Here is a 15276-nt window from a genome sequence, read left to right as displayed (position 1 = left end):
TTTAAAAGTAAAAAGGGTCTCAATGAAAAATGAGACCCTTTTTTTATTCGATATAGCTTAGTTTGTTGTCGCTAGCTTAAATTTTTAAGAGGACTCCATTCTTGATAAAATTGCTCTAGAAAATCTATCATATATTGATGTCTTTTTTCTGCCAAACGCTTTCCGGTTTCCGTATTCATTTTGTCTTTTAGTAACAGCAGTTTTTCGTAAAAGTGATTTAAGGTAGGTGCTTGTGATTTCTTGTACTCCTCTTTGCTCATGTTTAAGTTTGGAGGAATGCTTGGATCATAAAGTGCTCTATTTTTAAATCCGCCATAATTAAATGCTCTTGCAATACCTATTGCACCAATAGCATCTAAACGATCGGCATCTTGCACCACTTTTAGTTCTTTAGAGGTAAATGGTTTTTTCTTCATTTTGCCATCGTTCAAACCTGCCTTAAAAGAGCTGTACTTGATAATATTGGTTACATGGTTAATGATTCTTTTAGGCACTTCTAGACTTAATAAAAAATTCTCGGCCATTTTGGGACCTAACGTCTCATCTCCATCATTAAACTTAGCATCTGCAATATCATGAAGTAATGCACCAAGGCTAACCACCAAAATATTTACATCTTCTTCTTTGGCAATGAGCATGGTATTATTGAAAACACGTTCAATATGAAACCAATCATGCCCTCCCTCTGCATTTTGTAATGTTTCTTTGACGAAAATTATGGTTTCTTCTACTATTTCTGAATCGGTCATTTAAAGGAGTTTACGCCGCTAACCACGGATGCTTCAATTTGTTTTACTAGCTCATCAAGATTGCCCTTGTTCTCAATAGGTTGTTGTACTTCTAATCTTACCTTAGATCCCAACCCCATAGGAAACTGTCCGAACCTGACTAATTTCCATGAATTGTTGATACTAATGGGAACGATCAATGCCGATGGTGCTTTTTTAAGAAGCATTTTTAATCCCATAGGTTTAAAAGGTTTTGGATGTCCGTCTCTGCTTCTAGTTCCCTCAGGAAATATAACGGCACTTCTTTTATGTTTTTCAATGTAAGCACCAAGTTTACCTATTTCCATTATTGCCGATTTTCCATCCTTTCGGTCAATAAGTACAGATCCACCGTGAACCAAGTTAAAAGATACACTGGGTATACCTTTGCCTAGCTCTTTTTTACTCACAAATTTTGGATGGTGCTTGCGCATATACCAAATTAAGGGCGGTATATCATACATACTTTGATGATTGGTTACAATGATCAAAGGTTTATCTACTGGAAGGTCAAAATTGTTAGTGAATTTGTAGGTAGTGCCCAAAATATTGGTGCTTCGCATTAAAAAGAAATTCAATTTGCTGACTACGGACTTTAGTCCGTTATATCCAAAGATTTTAAAAGCCGCCCACTGAATTGGATGAAAAATAAGGAGACATAGTGCAAATGCTATGAAAAAAAAGGGGGTTATAATATAGGAAAGCAGTTTCTGCATAGTACAAAAATAAAAAACCGCTCAATTAGAGCGGTTTTTTAATCTATTATTTTATTTGAAAATAACCTATGCTATAGATTTAGCAAAACTCATCGTAAGCCTGTGCTAAATTTTGAGCGATCATTTCAGCAGGTCTACCTTCAATATGGTGACGTTCGATCATATGAACCAATTCACCGTCTTTAAACAATGCCATAGATGGGGAAGATGGAGGGAAAGGAACCATTAAGTTTCTTGCCGCATCAACAGCTTCTTTATCAACACCGGCAAATACCGTAACGGCATGATCAGGTTTTTTATCGTTCTGCAAGCTCATTTTAGCAGCAGGTCTTGCATTGGCTGCTGCACAACCACAAACAGAGTTTACTACAACTAAAGTTGTACCTTCTTTATTTATGGCATTTGTTACTGCATCTGCAGTATATAATTCTTCAAATCCGGCAGAGGCCAGATCATCTCTCATTGGTTTTACTAATTCCGCAGGGTACATATTCTTAATATTTTAATTAATTAGTACAAAGATAATCAATTAGTCGCAGGGGAGCTTAAGACCTTAACTTTTCATTGGCCATACTTTCTATTGGTAATATTTTATCTTTGGCAAAATTGAGAATACGAAAATGATTAAATGGTTAGGGGCCGTAATTGGTTTTTCTTTTAGAGGTTTATCTGGAGCTATTTTGGGCTTCTTTGCCGGTAGTATTATAGATAACTTTTTTGGACCTAGTAAAAGTAGTGCACGTAGTGTATTTGAAGACTATACAAGACCAAATGTTACTGCCGAGGATTTTGAACTGAATTTATTATCCTTATGTTCTATAGTTATAAAGGCAGACGGACAAGTGAGCCAGTCGGAAATGGACTATGTACGTCAGTATTTTGTGAGTACGTACGGTAAGGATAAGGCAAATGCTATTTTTAGAAGGTTCAATGAAATAAATAAAAAAGGGCAAATATCTCCACAAAAGGTATCTGCATTTTTAGCACAACGTACGCGTTATGAGGTCAGGTTACAACTACTTCATTTTTTGTTTGGTATTGCACAATCAGATGGTAGCATAAGTAATCCCGAGATTGAAAAAATCAGGGAAATTGCTGGGTATCTTAGGGTTTCGTTGAACGAATTTGAAAGTATTAAGGCCATGTTCGTAAAATCTGCGAACAACTCATATAAAATTCTTGATATACCAAAAACAGCTACCGATGCAGAGGTGAAAAAAGCGTATAGGAATATGGCGAAAAAATACCACCCAGATAGAGTGAATACTAAAGATGAAGCTATTAAAAAAGGGGCGGAAGAGAAGTTTAAGCAAGTGCAGGAAGCGTACGAAACCATTCAAAAAGAACGCGGATTAAACTAGTTGGTATAATTTAATATTAGAGTTACAATGCAAGAGTTTTGGTTTTATATAGAATTAGGTTTACAACATGTATTGGATATCAATGCTTACGATCATATTCTTTTTTTGACCGCCTTGGCACTGCCATTTACTTTTAAAAGCTGGAAGAATGTATTATTGTTGGCTACAGTTTTCACCATAACCCATTGTTTGGCTTTGGTATTTTCGGTCTATGAGATTATGGTGATTGATGCTACATGGATTGAGTTTTTAATACCAGTAACCATTTTGGCAACAGCATTGTTCAATATTATTGATTTGAAGCTTCAAAAAGAAAACAGAACAATATGGTTTCATGTATTGGCAACAGGTTTTTTCGGACTAGTGCATGGCTTTGGTTTCTCCAATTATTTTAAAATGATGGTTATGGGAGAAGAGGAAAAATTGGCACCATTATTGGGTTTCGCCGGTGGCATTGAATTGTCTCAAGTTGTAATAGTTTTATTGGTATTGATCTTAGCTTATATTATTCAAACTCTATTAAAGGTCAAGCAGCGTATTTTTATAATGGTAGGCAGTATTATTGTAATACTGATAACGATACCGTTGTTATATGAAACATTTCCTTTTTAGATTGTTAAAGTTTAGCCTACAATAATGACTTTACTGATCAAAGCGGGTAACTTAGGGTTATGTGCTTTTCTAAAGCTCACTGTTAATGAAGAAAGAAAAACAATTAAAATATGATAGGGCCTATTTGAGAATGGCCAAAGAATGGGGTAAATTATCGTCATGTATTAGAAAACAGGTAGGTGCAATTATCGTTAAGGATAGAATGATAATTTCTGATGGATATAACGGCACCCCAACTGGTTTTGAGAATTATTGTGAAGATGAAGATGGGTATACCAAGTGGTATGTTTTGCATGCAGAAGCCAATGCTATTCTAAAAGTGGCAAGTTCAACACAATCTTGTCAAGGGGCTACTTTATACATCACGTTATCGCCTTGTAGAGAGTGTAGTAAATTAATACACCAGTCTGGCATTAAACGTGTAGTGTACCAAGTGGGTTATAAAGATGATTCCGGATTAAAATTTTTGGAGAAAGCCGGGGTTGAAATACAACATATGCCAGAAATAAATGTGACAAACTAACGTTAACACTAATGATGAATAAAAAATACAGTGCTCTATTTCCTTTAATTATCGCTTCTGCTCTTGCATTAGGGTTTTTTATTGGTGGAAAACTGAATTTTAATGACTCTCCAGAACGACTTTTCTCAACCAACTCTAAAAAAGACAAATTAAACAGGTTAATTGACTACATCGATTATGAATATGTAGATGATGTCAATACCGATAGTATTGTTGATGTTACCGTAAATAGTATTCTAGAAAAATTGGATCCACATTCGGTTTATATTTCTGAAAAAGAAATGTCTAGTGTGGCAGATAATATGAAGGGCGATTTTGTGGGCATAGGTATCAATTTCTACTCTTATCATGATACCATTGCGGTAATTAAAACCGTAAAAGATGGTCCTAGTTATGTGAAGGGAATTTTACCTGGTGACCGTATATTAATGGCTGGTAAGGATACGCTTTATGGTAAGGATTTTCCAAGTGAGGTCATTGTAGATAAATTAAAGGGTAAAGAAGGCACCACGGTTGATTTAACCGTATATAGAAAATCAGAAGACAAAACGTTCAACGTCAAAGTAAAACGCGGTATAGTTCCCTTAAAAAGTGTAGATGCCTTTTATATGCTTACAAAAGATATTGGCTATATAAAGGTGAACCGTTTTGCGGAGTCAACCTATAAAGAGTTCAAAGAGGCTTTGGGAAGACTACAAAATCGGGGAGCCAAAAAATTGGTTCTGGATCTACGTGATAATCCCGGTGGTTATTTAGGTATGGCCGAAGAAATGGCAGATGAATTTTTAGAAGATGGTAAACTCATTTTATTTACTAAAAACAAAAAAGGTAAGATCAGTAAAAGTTTTGCAACCGATGAAGGTAGTTTCGAAGATAAGCCGATCTACGTTCTGATCAATGAAAGATCAGCCTCTGCCAGTGAAATTGTTGCTGGAGCATTACAGGATAATGACATAGGTACTATAGTTGGGCGTAGGTCTTTTGGTAAAGGTTTGGTACAGCGTGAAATGGCATTAGGCGATGGTTCGGCCGTTAGATTAACGGTTTCAAGATATTATACCCCTACAGGTAGAAGTATTCAAAAAACGTACGCTAATGGCACTAAAGATTACTATCAGCGTTTTACGGATAGGTATCATAGCGGTGAAATGATTTCCGTTGATAGTATAAAAGTGGCAGATTCATTAAAGTTCGTAACCCCTAAAGGAAAGGTAGTTTATGGCGGAGGTGGAATAATTCCTGATGTTTTTGTGCCCATTGGTACTAATGAAGAAGAGGCCGTTGACAGTATGGATAACTTAGGGTTTATTTCCTTTTTCGTATTCGAGCATTTAGACGAAGATCGTGAACGATATGCACAATATACCCAAGAAGAATTCGTAAACGATTTTAGGGTCGATGATATCCTTTTTGAGAAGTTTGTGGAATATTCGGTAGACAGAAACCTTAGAATGAATTTCTACGAACATGAGCAAAGCATCAAGTTATTCTTAAAGGCCAATATTGCAGAACAACTGTTCAATACAAACATACATGCCAAGATAAAGTCTGATGAGGACTTAATGCTGCAAAAAGTTTTGGAATTAGATGGTGGCGGTATAGAACAACAAGAATCTGGCGAAATTAAGACCTATAATTAGTCTTCGTTCATCTTGTCTTGAATCTTCTTACTGGTTACAAATACCAACAGTAGTACAACGGCACATAACGATGCCATTATGCCGATCAAGGCAATAGTACTGTTCTTCTCAAAAGGATCTGCAAAATTCACCAATGTTACGTTATAGGCGATTAAAGCAATTGCAATAACTATGAATATGATGGATAATGTCTTGCTCATAAATTTGTTTTTATAAAAATACAATCTTCTAACGGTCTAGAAAAGTTGATTTATATTGGCAGCGAATAATTTAACGGCTATGGCCATTAGGATAACCCCAAATACTTTTCTAATAACGTTCACCCCATTTTTTCCTAACATTTTTTCAATCTTGCCCGATGATTTCAAGACAATAAATACGAACACAATGTTGACGATTATAGCTACAATAATATTTTCTACGTAATATTCTGCCCTTAAGGAAAGTAAAGAGGTTAGTGTACCTGCACCTGCAATTAATGGAAAAGCTATGGGTACAACAGATGCACTTTCCGGTTCATCGTCTTTATAAAGGGTGATTCCCAATATCATTTCAATTGCTAAAAAGAAAATAATAAAAGCACCGGCCACGGCAAATGAATTTACATCTATGCCGATTAAGTTTAAGATTTCTTCGCCCAGAAACAAAAACGCTACCATTATCACAGCTGCTACTACAGAAGCTTTTTCAGATTGAATGTGGCCTACTTTCTTTCTTAGGCCTATGATAATCGGTATGCTTCCTAAAATATCTATTACGGCAAATAGAACCATACTGGCGGTAGCAATTTCCCTTAAATTAAAATGAAGATCCATCTTTCTAATTTTTTGCAAATTTACGTTTATAAACATGCACTTGGATCTTTATTTATAAAATATTCTAGGATTTATACTTTTTTAAAATATGTATCTTGCGCCCTTTAAACTACGCCATGTTTCAATTAGGAAAAACTATAGTATCCGAGGAAATAATAGAGAATGATTTTGTCTGCAATTTGAGTGCCTGCAAAGGTGGGTGTTGTGTAGATGGAGAGGCAGGTGCACCTGTAGATGATAACGAAACCGAAATTATGGTTGATATCTATGCCAAGGTTAAACCTTTTCTTAGACCGGAAGGAATATCGGTTATCGAAAAAGAAGGTGCCTTTGTAAAGGGCGAAGATGGTGAGTGGGAAACCCCTTTGGTAAACGGTAGCGAATGTGCTTACGTAATTTTTGATGATAAGAAAGTTGCCAAATGCGGTATTGAAGAGGCTTATAACCAAGGTGTAATTGATTGGAAAAAGCCGGTTTCTTGCCATCTGTACCCGGTAAGAGTTAGAGAGTACACAGAATTGACAGCGGTTAATTATCATAAGTGGCATATATGCGATCCTGCCTGTGCCTTAGGAGACGAATTGAAAGTGCCTATTTATAAGTTCGTTAAAGAAGCTTTAATTAGAAAATTTGGTGAAGTTTGGTATAAGGAGTTAGAAGAGGTGGCTGAAGACCATCTTAAATAGTTGGTATGTAGATGACAATTTGGGTGCCAACAGGGTTGGTTTCATCATCAAATTTGTCAATGATATCAACATGGAAATAATTCTCGTAATCTCGGGAAAAGTTGGCTAAACGTTCTTTGGTAATATCAATACCAACTGATTTTCTTTTAAGAACTTTGCTATCCTTTATTTTCTCAGCAGCGTCTCTGCCCACACCGTTATCGGTAATAACAATTTCTATAAAACCGTTTTTTCCTCTTTTGACCTCTAAATCTATATTTTTAGCACCGTCTTTTGAAGATAATCCGTGCCATAAGGCATTCTCTAAAAATGGTTGAAGAATTAGTGAGGGAATTTTAATATTGTGTACATCGATATCATCTTTAATATGAACAGTAAAGTTAATTTCATTAGAAAATCTAATGTTTTCTATGTTCATGTAAAGTTCTACGGTTTCCAATTCCTCAGCTAATGAGATTTCACGCTGCGACGATGCTTCTAAAATCTTCCTTACTAATTTTGAAAACTTGTTTAAATAATGAACGGCATTCTTTTTCTCATTATTTATAATGTATAATTTAATGGAATTTAGAGAGTTGAATAAAAAATGTGGATTCATTTGACTTCGTAACATACTTTGTTCCAAGGTCAATAATTTTTTGTCTGCATTCAGTTGGCTTTGACGGTAAAGAATGTATAAAATACCGATTAATAATATCAACGATATACCAATGATAATCAACATGGTCTTGTTTTTCCTCAGCTTTAAACGAACAGATTCATTTTCTTCTGCCAGGCGTTCCAATTGATTTTCCCTCATTTCAGATTCGTATCGCAGAATCATATCATTAACATACCTTAAGTTTAGGGAGTTTGTAATGCGTTCTTCATATTTTTTAAAATCTTTATAATAACTCATCCCCTTTTGGTAATCATCTTTTTTGATCCAAAGTTCAGATAGAAATTTATTGGCCTCCGCTATTTCTGCATTTATGTTGTTAGATTTGGCCAGGGTCAACCCCGATTCTAGATTAGTCTGTGCCGCTGTGTAATCACCTAGGCGTATAAAAGCCCAACCAAGATTTATGTAGATCGTGGTAATGATATTTTGGTCGTTGATAGCTTTAGCCTTTATTAAATTGGATTGTAGAATATCTATGGCTTCTTGTATTTTTCCTTGATGAACATATACATGGGCAATGTTATAGTTACACATTATTTTACCCTTATTAGAATCTATAATCTCATAATAAACGAGTGATTTTCTAAAATTCGTTAACGCAGGGTCTAGTATGGCTTGTGCCTCATAACATTCGCCAACATTTTTATGGTTAATAGCCAGTCCCAGTTTGTCATCCAACTCTTTTTCAAGAGACATGGATCTTTCATACTTTTCAATCGCTAGTTCATATTGTTCTAGCATTTGATAGGTTGCCCCAATGTTATTTAATGAGGCTATAATACTTCTTTTAAGAGCATCGCTAGGATTGTTGACGGTTTCAGCTAGTTCAAGGGCATTTTGGCTGTAATCCAATGCAGATTTTACAGCATCTGTTCTAGAGTATACACTACTGATGTTATTAAGGCTATACACCCTAAATTCTATGTTATTGGCCTCTACCGATAAATGTAATGCTTGTTGGTATAATTCTAATGCTTGCGAATATAGTTCTTTGTCTCTGTAAATAGAACCTAGTTGATTTAAAGCATAAGCCTGACCTAGGCTATAATTTTTATTGATGGACTTTTCTTGAATATAGCGTAATTGTAAACTGTCGTTCTTAAATGGATGTAGAAGACCATCGATCTCCTTAAAAGTTTTTGGGGTTACTATAAGAAGACTATCCAAATTTTCTTTTAACTCATTAGAGGTACCCTGAGCATAACCGTGTAAAGACAGTGCCAAAGCATAGAGAAAAAAGATATGGAATTTGTACCTGAGTTTATGCACTATTGATTGAGAAAAAGCTTTGAAAAATTCTGTTAGGGGAAAGCCCTATAACATGTCTAAAAAATCTGATTTTTTTTGTCGGGAAACGGGTATTTTATGGTTCGATTTTAAGACTACATAACCATCTGTCTTTAAAAATTCCTTTATCTTATTAAGGTTGATGATATATGAATTATGAATCCTGAAAAAAGAATCGGAAGGTAATAATTCATTAACCTCCTTCAGTTTTTTGGTTAGCACTATTTTTTGACCATCGGTTAAAAAAATGGTACTATAATTACCATCAGATTCGGCATACAATATTTCATCACTCTCTAAAAATAGCAATTTACCGTCTGTATTTAGCGTAATTCGCTTGTGAACGGCTCTAGAGTTATAATTTAAAAGGGCCATTTCTAACTTTTCAACAGAAAAGTTCTTACTGTTAAACTTTTTGATCTTTACAATGGTTTCTTCTAGATCATCGGTATCGATCGGTTTTAAAAGATAATCTAAGGCTTGACTTTTAATAGCTTTTAAGGCATATTGATTGTAAGCGGTGGTTATTACAACAGGAAAATTTTTGTTGGTCAGTTTTCTAATAAATTGAAATCCGTCCATTGTGGGCATTTCTATATCTAAAAATAGGCAATCTGGCGTGTGTGTTTCTAAGTACGATAGTGCTTCGTTCGGATTTGTAAATGAAGCAATTACATTAATTTCATCACTAAAATTAGTGAGCTCCCACGTTAAGCTTTGTAGTGCTTTTATTTCATCATCAACAATTACAGCTTGTAGCATAATGTTAGGGTATCAAGTTAGAAAGTTATGAAAAATTAAGCGTTTGTGCAGTTTTCATATGCTAATTTGTATCAATGGATGAAATTTTAGTGTAATCGGTATATTTTGCGTTAAGGGTGTTAAACCTTTCTAAATCATATCAAAATGAAAGAAAAGACTTACATTTTATATTTTCAGTAAATCTTTTCAATTTTTCATGGTCCGTTTATACATAAAAGAGCACAGATTATACAAAATAGCTATAGGCTATTTAGCCTTAAAATTACCTTTAGCCTAGAGTTCAGTATATTATAAATGAAATAGAAATGAGAAGATGCGGTGTTATGTTGGCATTTTTTATTGTGATCTTGTTGATCGCATCTCATGTAATGGAAGATGAAGAATCTTTTAGTGGAAATATGGAAGTAGCTATTGAACAGAATTTAACTAAAGTGAATAGACCATAATTCAAAGTTTAACTAATGATCTTACAGAGTACTTTACGGTTTGTTGGTAAATCATTGAAATTGATTTGTTTTGGTATAGTTCCATTTATGTTGTTGGCCAGTGGGGCTAAAAGTGAAATAGGAAACGCAAGTTTAGAGAATGGCACTTGTAGTTTTAATATAGGTGGTAGTTCTAGTTTTCACATAGACGGTTCTGCATCTTTTAAAAGAATTACGGAGCTAGATAAGTTTGGCAATAAAGCAGATAAGTTGGTGTTGAGCTTCACAGATTGTGATGCCGGTAAAAAACATAACCTTGAATTTATTATAGCTTCTGATTATAAGAAAACTAAGGGAGTGCCAACGGGTAAACATAAAATAAAGAATATTCACTGTTTGATCAATAGTTTTAACGGTGTTTATGGTTTTGCAGATTTAAAGGAGGTGAGTGAATTACCTTTCTTTATCAAATCTGGAGATATTATAATTACAGAGAGTATTTCTAATAAAGTAGATGGAAAATTAGAAGTACAATTAGAGAATGCAAACGGAGAATCTTTGAAAGTTCAAGGAGTCTTTAAAGCAGGTATAAAAGTTTAAAAATAGTACGGTTCTTTATAAGGTAGTGTATGTTGCCTTATATCTAATGTTTGAGCGCCAAATAGTATTAATACGTTTAGTCGTATGATTACATTCTAAGAAAAGGTTTCGGGGGAACTACCTTTATTAGTCTTGGTGGGCATTTTTCATAATAGAAGCATTAGTGGGGCCGTACATTTTTTATTTTAGATACTAACTTTCACCTTATTTCAAGCTTTCACCAATAAACCATTTAGTATGATTTTTTATACTTTTTGGTTTAAAAAAAACATGTTTAAACTTTACCTAAAATTAACGCTGAGCCCTTATTTCGTTGAGGGTAGTGAACACTTAGAACGAGAGCACATTTCAACATGTTATGTTAAAAACTTTGTAAGGCAAATACCTAAACTAGCTTCATATTTTCAATACAATTTTGAATCTTTGTTAGTACCTTCATGAAAGAAGATTGTATTCTTTTTCACAACTAATTTTAAAAATTTAAATACTATGTCCACAGCTTTAGAGCCTATTTTGGAGCCAAATGATGATCGTTTTGTTATTTTCCCTATTAAACATGATGACCTATGGGAATGGTATAAAAAATGTGAGGCTTGTTTTTGGACAGCAGAGGAAATTGATTTGCATGAAGACTTGAATGACTGGAATAATAAGTTGAATGATGATGAGCGCTACTTTATAAAACATATTCTTGCATTCTTTGCCGCTTCTGACGGAATAGTCAATGAAAACTTGGCCGAAAATTTTGTCAGTGAAGTTCAGTATGCAGAGGCAAAATTCTTTTACGGATTTCAGATTATGATGGAGAACATTCATTCTGAAACCTATTCTTTGTTGATTGATACTTATGTGAAAGATGAAAAGGAAAAAAATGTACTTTTTAAAGCATTAGAAAATTTTCCTGCAATTAAGAAAAAAGCAGATTGGGCTTTAAACTGGATTGAATCTCCAAGTTTTGCCGAACGTTTAATCGCGTTCGCAGCAGTTGAAGGCATATTTTTCTCCGGAGCATTTTGTTCCATATTTTGGTTGAAAAAAAGAGGGTTAATGCCTGGTTTAACTTTTTCAAACGAGCTTATATCACGAGATGAAGGTATGCATTGCGATTATGCCGTTCACTTGCATAACAAGCACTTAATGAATAAAGTGCCGAAAGAACGTATAACGGAGATTTTGACCAATGCCCTAGACATAGAACGCGAGTTTATCACAGAATCATTACCGGTTAGTTTAATTGGTATGAACTCCAAATTAATGACCCAGTATTTAGAATTTGTAACCGATAGACTGTTGGTTGAATTAGAATGTGATAGGGTCTACAATGCTAGTAATCCATTTGACTTTATGGATATGATTTCATTACAGGGTAAGACCAATTTCTTTGAGAAACGTGTATCTGAATATCAGAAAGCAGGTGTTTTGAATAAAGATAAGGATGATGATTCCCAGAAAATCAGCTTCGACGCCGATTTCTAAATAATATACAGTATTAACATTCTTTATGCTAATCATTGGAATGTTGTGCATTTATTTTAAATGTTAAATTTTTAACATTTAAAAATTTTAAAATAGTAGTAACCTAAAATTTTTGTAGCCAATGTTCGTAGTTAAAAGAGATGGAAGAAAAGAAGTGGTCATGTTCGATAAGATCACTGCACGTGTACGTAAATTATGTTATGGTCTAAACGGTCTTGTTGATCCGCTTAAAGTTGCCATGAGAGTCATAGAAGGATTATATGATGGGGTAACAACCTCTGAATTGGATAATCTTGCGGCAGAGATAGCGGCGACCATGACAACTACTCACCCAGATTATGCAAAATTGGCTGCACGTATTTCTGTTTCCAACCTACATAAGAATACAAAAAAGTCGTTTTCTCAAACAATGAACGATTTATATACCTATGTAAACCCAAGAACGGGTAAAAAGGCTCCTTTACTATCGGATGAGGTTCATAAAGTAATTTCTGAAAACTCTGAGAGATTAGATTCTACGATTATATATAACAGGGATTTTAGCTACGACTATTTCGGTTTTAAAACATTAGAGCGTTCTTATTTATTAAAAATTAATGGAAAGATCGCTGAGCGTCCTCAACATATGTTAATGCGTGTATCTGTTGGTATACATTTAAATGATTTAGATGCTGCTATTGAGACATATGAACTTATGTCCAAAAAGTATTTTACCCACGCTACGCCAACATTGTTCAATTCTGGTACTCCAAAACCTCAAATGTCCTCATGTTTTCTTTTGGCTATGAAAGATGACAGTATAGAGGGTATTTACGATACATTAAAACAAACCGCTAAAATTTCACAATCGGCAGGTGGTATCGGTTTGTCTATACATAATATTAGAGCTACAGGATCTTATATAGCAGGTACCAACGGTACTTCAAATGGTATTGTGCCAATGCTGCAAGTTTTTAATGATACGGCAAGGTATGTAGATCAAGGTGGCGGTAAACGAAAAGGTAGTTTTGCTATCTATTTAGAACCTTGGCATGCCGATATTTTTGAGTTTTTGGATCTTAAAAAGAATCATGGTAAAGAAGAAATGCGTGCAAGGGATTTGTTTTATGCCATGTGGATTTCAGATTTGTTCATGAGAAGGGTCGAAGCTAATGAAGATTGGACCTTAATGTGCCCAAATGAATGTCCTGATCTTTATAATAGACATAGTGATGAGTTTGAAAAGCTTTATCTTAAATATGAAGCGGAAGGTAAAGGTAGAAAAACAGTTAAGGCTCGTGAGCTTTGGGAAAAAATACTAGAATCTCAAATAGAGACAGGTACTCCGTATATGCTATACAAAGATGCGGCCAACCGTAAGAGCAATCAACAAAACCTAGGTACTATTCGCTCATCTAATCTTTGTACCGAGATAATGGAATATACTGCACCAGATGAGGTTGCTGTCTGTAATTTGGCGTCTATTGCATTGCCAATGTTCGTTAAAAATGGTGAATTTGATCATAAAGAATTGTTCAAGGTAACAAAAAGGGTAACCAAAAACTTGAACAAGGTTATCGATAGAAATTATTATCCGGTCAAAGAGGCTGAAAACTCCAATATGCGTCATAGACCTGTTGGTTTGGGAGTTCAAGGTTTAGCAGATGCTTTTATAATGCTACGCTTACCATTTACCAGTGATGCCGCTAAAAAACTAAATCAAGAGATTTTTGAAACCTTGTATTTTGCTGCGGTGACAGCTTCTATGGAAATGGCAAAAGAAGAAGGACCATACTCTACTTTTGAAGGTTCGCCAATGGCGAATGGTGAATTTCAATATAATATGTGGGGTATAAAGGATGATGAATTATCTGGAAGATGGGATTGGACGAAGCTTCGTAAAGAAGTAAAGTCTAACGGAGTTAGAAATTCTCTCTTGGTAGCACCTATGCCTACTGCTTCAACTTCGCAAATTCTAGGAAACAACGAGTGTTTTGAACCATATACCTCTAATATTTATACAAGACGTGTACTGTCTGGAGAGTTTATAGTGGTCAACAAGCATCTTTTAGAAGATTTAGTGGAGTTGGGTATGTGGAACGAAAGTATGAAACAAGAGCTAATGAGGGCTAATGGGTCTATACAGCATATAGAAACCATTCCGCAAGACATTAGAGACCTATATAAAACCGTTTGGGAGCTTAGTATGAAAGACATTATTGATATGTCTAGACAAAGAGGTTATTTTATTGATCAAAGTCAATCATTGAATTTGTTCATGGAAAACGCCAACTATTCTAAACTGACCTCAATGCACTTTTATGCATGGAAGAGTGGTTTAAAAACAGGAATGTATTACCTACGTACCAAAGCAGCTGTAGATGCAATCAAGTTTACCTTAGATAATAGCAAGAAAAAAGTAGTTGCTACCGATGAGGTTAAGAAAACCGAAGTAGTTACAGCTATAGATAGTGAAGTTGTGATCACTGAATCTGCAGTTTCTAAAGTGGCGCCTCAGGCAGATTTGGATGTTGAACCGCTATCTCCGCAAGAGATGAAAGAAATGATCGCTAGGGCTAAAGAAGGGCAAGCAGATGATGATTGTTTAATGTGTGGCTCTTAATCATTCGAAATTTTAAAATTAACCATAAAAAAGACCCCACAAAATGGGGTCTTTTTTACATATGGCTAAGCCAGAGGTTAAGTAAGGGGACTTTTATTTGTCGTTCGTGATATATGGCTTTAAAACCGTTGTAAATAACAAGGCAGCTGCATATATCATCAATATTGTGATGTAATTTTCCATAACTTAAGTATTAGGGTATAAGTTATATACGCAGTAAAATTCAATTTGGATTACGGAAATTTAATGGTATCGTTAAAAAGACTATGAAATGTCAATTTTACGGCACTTTTGAAGTTGAACCACTTGTAGGTTAGTTTCATTTGAAATAGTTCAAATGAAT

General features: G+C 34.7%; 16 protein-coding genes. 9 read left to right on the top strand and 7 right to left on the bottom strand.

What is annotated here, in order from left to right; translation table 11 throughout:
• Nucleotides 1-71 precede the first annotated feature (71 nt).
• From DCS95_RS16730 to DCS95_RS16720, 3 genes are all read right to left on the bottom strand, one after another.
• Nucleotides 72-749 (bottom strand): HD domain-containing protein, encoded by a 678-nt coding sequence (locus DCS95_RS16730; protein WP_116771938.1) that lies wholly within the window; start codon nucleotides 747-749, stop codon nucleotides 72-74.
• Complete coding sequence (locus DCS95_RS16725; protein WP_341865198.1) at nucleotides 746-1330, bottom strand: lysophospholipid acyltransferase family protein; 585 nt, start codon at nucleotides 1328-1330, stop codon at nucleotides 746-748. The genes DCS95_RS16730 and DCS95_RS16725 overlap by 4 nt, the downstream gene beginning before the upstream one ends.
• A 232-nt stretch (nucleotides 1331-1562) precedes the next feature.
• On the bottom strand, nucleotides 1563-1973 hold the full coding sequence (locus DCS95_RS16720; RefSeq protein ID WP_116771936.1) for a BrxA/BrxB family bacilliredoxin: 411 nt from the start codon (nucleotides 1971-1973) through the stop codon (nucleotides 1563-1565).
• A gap of 130 nt (nucleotides 1974-2103) precedes the next feature.
• Here DCS95_RS16720 and DCS95_RS16715 point away from each other — a divergent pair, with 130 nt between their 5' ends.
• The 4 genes from DCS95_RS16715 to DCS95_RS16700 all read left to right on the top strand — a co-directional run bounded on the left by DCS95_RS16715 (nucleotide 2104) and on the right by DCS95_RS16700 (nucleotide 5619).
• A complete protein-coding gene (locus tag DCS95_RS16715; RefSeq protein WP_116771935.1) occupies nucleotides 2104-2844 on the top strand; it encodes a TerB family tellurite resistance protein in 741 nt (246 codons plus the stop codon).
• A gap of 27 nt (nucleotides 2845-2871) precedes the next feature.
• Entirely contained in the window at nucleotides 2872-3456 is a 585-nt protein-coding gene (locus DCS95_RS16710; RefSeq protein ID WP_116771934.1) for a HupE/UreJ family protein, read from the top strand.
• A gap of 85 nt (nucleotides 3457-3541) precedes the next feature.
• The gene (locus DCS95_RS16705) at nucleotides 3542-3979 is read left to right on the top strand and encodes a deoxycytidylate deaminase (RefSeq protein WP_116771933.1); all 438 of its coding nucleotides are present in this window, start codon (nucleotides 3542-3544) and stop codon (nucleotides 3977-3979) included.
• A 14-nt stretch (nucleotides 3980-3993) separates the two neighbouring features.
• Nucleotides 3994-5619: a S41 family peptidase gene (locus tag DCS95_RS16700; RefSeq protein ID WP_116771981.1), complete on the top strand. Its 1626-nt coding sequence runs from the start codon at nucleotides 3994-3996 to the stop codon at nucleotides 5617-5619.
• Here DCS95_RS16700 and DCS95_RS16695 read toward each other — a convergent pair.
• Together DCS95_RS16695 and DCS95_RS16690 are read right to left on the bottom strand one after the other, a co-directional pair.
• A complete protein-coding gene (locus tag DCS95_RS16695; protein ID WP_116771932.1) occupies nucleotides 5616-5819 on the bottom strand; it encodes a hypothetical protein in 204 nt (67 codons plus the stop codon). The genes DCS95_RS16700 and DCS95_RS16695 overlap by 4 nt on opposite strands.
• 36 nt (nucleotides 5820-5855) lie before the next feature.
• Nucleotides 5856-6434: a MarC family protein gene (locus DCS95_RS16690; RefSeq protein ID WP_116771980.1), complete on the bottom strand. Its 579-nt coding sequence runs from the start codon at nucleotides 6432-6434 to the stop codon at nucleotides 5856-5858.
• 116 nt (nucleotides 6435-6550) lie between these two features.
• On the opposite strand from DCS95_RS16690, the gene DCS95_RS16685 reads away from it, so the two are divergent.
• Nucleotides 6551-7120, top strand: coding sequence for a DUF3109 family protein (locus DCS95_RS16685; protein ID WP_116771931.1), 570 nt, complete (start codon nucleotides 6551-6553; stop codon nucleotides 7118-7120).
• Here DCS95_RS16685 and DCS95_RS16680 read toward each other — a convergent pair.
• A complete protein-coding gene (locus tag DCS95_RS16680) occupies nucleotides 7113-9005 on the bottom strand; it encodes a tetratricopeptide repeat-containing sensor histidine kinase (protein WP_244178479.1) in 1893 nt (630 codons plus the stop codon). The two genes, DCS95_RS16685 and DCS95_RS16680, sit on opposite strands and share 8 nt — an antisense overlap.
• A 90-nt stretch (nucleotides 9006-9095) precedes the next feature.
• Nucleotides 9096-9830 (bottom strand): LytR/AlgR family response regulator transcription factor, encoded by a 735-nt coding sequence (locus DCS95_RS16675; protein ID WP_116771930.1) that lies wholly within the window; start codon nucleotides 9828-9830, stop codon nucleotides 9096-9098.
• A gap of 305 nt (nucleotides 9831-10135) precedes the next feature.
• Here DCS95_RS16675 and DCS95_RS20305 point away from each other — a divergent pair, with 305 nt between their 5' ends.
• From DCS95_RS20305 to DCS95_RS16660, 4 genes are all read left to right on the top strand, one after another.
• Nucleotides 10136-10276, top strand: coding sequence for a hypothetical protein (locus tag DCS95_RS20305; RefSeq protein ID WP_164674224.1), 141 nt, complete (start codon nucleotides 10136-10138; stop codon nucleotides 10274-10276).
• Between the two features lie 15 nt (nucleotides 10277-10291).
• Nucleotides 10292-10855, top strand: coding sequence for a hypothetical protein (locus tag DCS95_RS16670; protein ID WP_116771929.1), 564 nt, complete (start codon nucleotides 10292-10294; stop codon nucleotides 10853-10855).
• Nucleotides 10856-11344: 489 nt separating this feature from the next.
• Nucleotides 11345-12331 carry a ribonucleotide-diphosphate reductase subunit beta gene (locus tag DCS95_RS16665; RefSeq protein ID WP_116771928.1) on the top strand — a complete coding sequence of 329 codons (987 nt, stop codon included), beginning with the start codon at nucleotides 11345-11347 and terminating at the stop codon, nucleotides 12329-12331.
• A gap of 121 nt (nucleotides 12332-12452) precedes the next feature.
• Nucleotides 12453-14933 (top strand): ribonucleoside-diphosphate reductase subunit alpha, encoded by a 2481-nt coding sequence (locus tag DCS95_RS16660; protein WP_116771927.1) that lies wholly within the window; start codon nucleotides 12453-12455, stop codon nucleotides 14931-14933.
• Nucleotides 14934-15276 lie beyond the last annotated feature (343 nt).

Origin of the sequence: Maribacter litoralis (assembly GCF_003075045.1) — a bacterium.
Lineage (GTDB): Bacteria > Bacteroidota > Bacteroidia > Flavobacteriales > Flavobacteriaceae > Maribacter > Maribacter litoralis.
The sequence above is the reverse complement of the archived record's forward strand: the minus strand, read 5'-3'. Positions and strand labels throughout refer to the sequence as shown.

Coding starts and splice junctions, on each gene's coding strand:
- DCS95_RS16675 (WP_116771930.1), bottom strand. CDS start 9,830: ATGCTACAAGCTGTAATTGTTGATGATGAAATAAAAGCACTACAAAGC.
- DCS95_RS16725 (WP_341865198.1), bottom strand. CDS start 1,330: ATGCGAAGCACCAATATTTTGGGCACTACCTACAAATTCACTAACAAT.
- DCS95_RS16670 (WP_116771929.1), top strand. CDS start 10,292: ATGATCTTACAGAGTACTTTACGGTTTGTTGGTAAATCATTGAAATTG.
- DCS95_RS16695 (WP_116771932.1), bottom strand. CDS start 5,819: ATGAGCAAGACATTATCCATCATATTCATAGTTATTGCAATTGCTTTA.
- DCS95_RS16710 (WP_116771934.1), top strand. CDS start 2,872: ATGCAAGAGTTTTGGTTTTATATAGAATTAGGTTTACAACATGTATTG.
- DCS95_RS16665 (WP_116771928.1), top strand. CDS start 11,345: ATGTCCACAGCTTTAGAGCCTATTTTGGAGCCAAATGATGATCGTTTT.
- DCS95_RS16685 (WP_116771931.1), top strand. CDS start 6,551: ATGTTTCAATTAGGAAAAACTATAGTATCCGAGGAAATAATAGAGAAT.
- DCS95_RS16730 (WP_116771938.1), bottom strand. CDS start 749: ATGACCGATTCAGAAATAGTAGAAGAAACCATAATTTTCGTCAAAGAA.
- DCS95_RS16715 (WP_116771935.1), top strand. CDS start 2,104: ATGATTAAATGGTTAGGGGCCGTAATTGGTTTTTCTTTTAGAGGTTTA.
- DCS95_RS16660 (WP_116771927.1), top strand. CDS start 12,453: ATGTTCGTAGTTAAAAGAGATGGAAGAAAAGAAGTGGTCATGTTCGAT.
- DCS95_RS16690 (WP_116771980.1), bottom strand. CDS start 6,434: ATGGATCTTCATTTTAATTTAAGGGAAATTGCTACCGCCAGTATGGTT.
- DCS95_RS20305 (WP_164674224.1), top strand. CDS start 10,136: ATGAGAAGATGCGGTGTTATGTTGGCATTTTTTATTGTGATCTTGTTG.
- DCS95_RS16705 (WP_116771933.1), top strand. CDS start 3,542: ATGAAGAAAGAAAAACAATTAAAATATGATAGGGCCTATTTGAGAATG.
- DCS95_RS16700 (WP_116771981.1), top strand. CDS start 3,994: ATGAATAAAAAATACAGTGCTCTATTTCCTTTAATTATCGCTTCTGCT.
- DCS95_RS16720 (WP_116771936.1), bottom strand. CDS start 1,973: ATGTACCCTGCGGAATTAGTAAAACCAATGAGAGATGATCTGGCCTCT.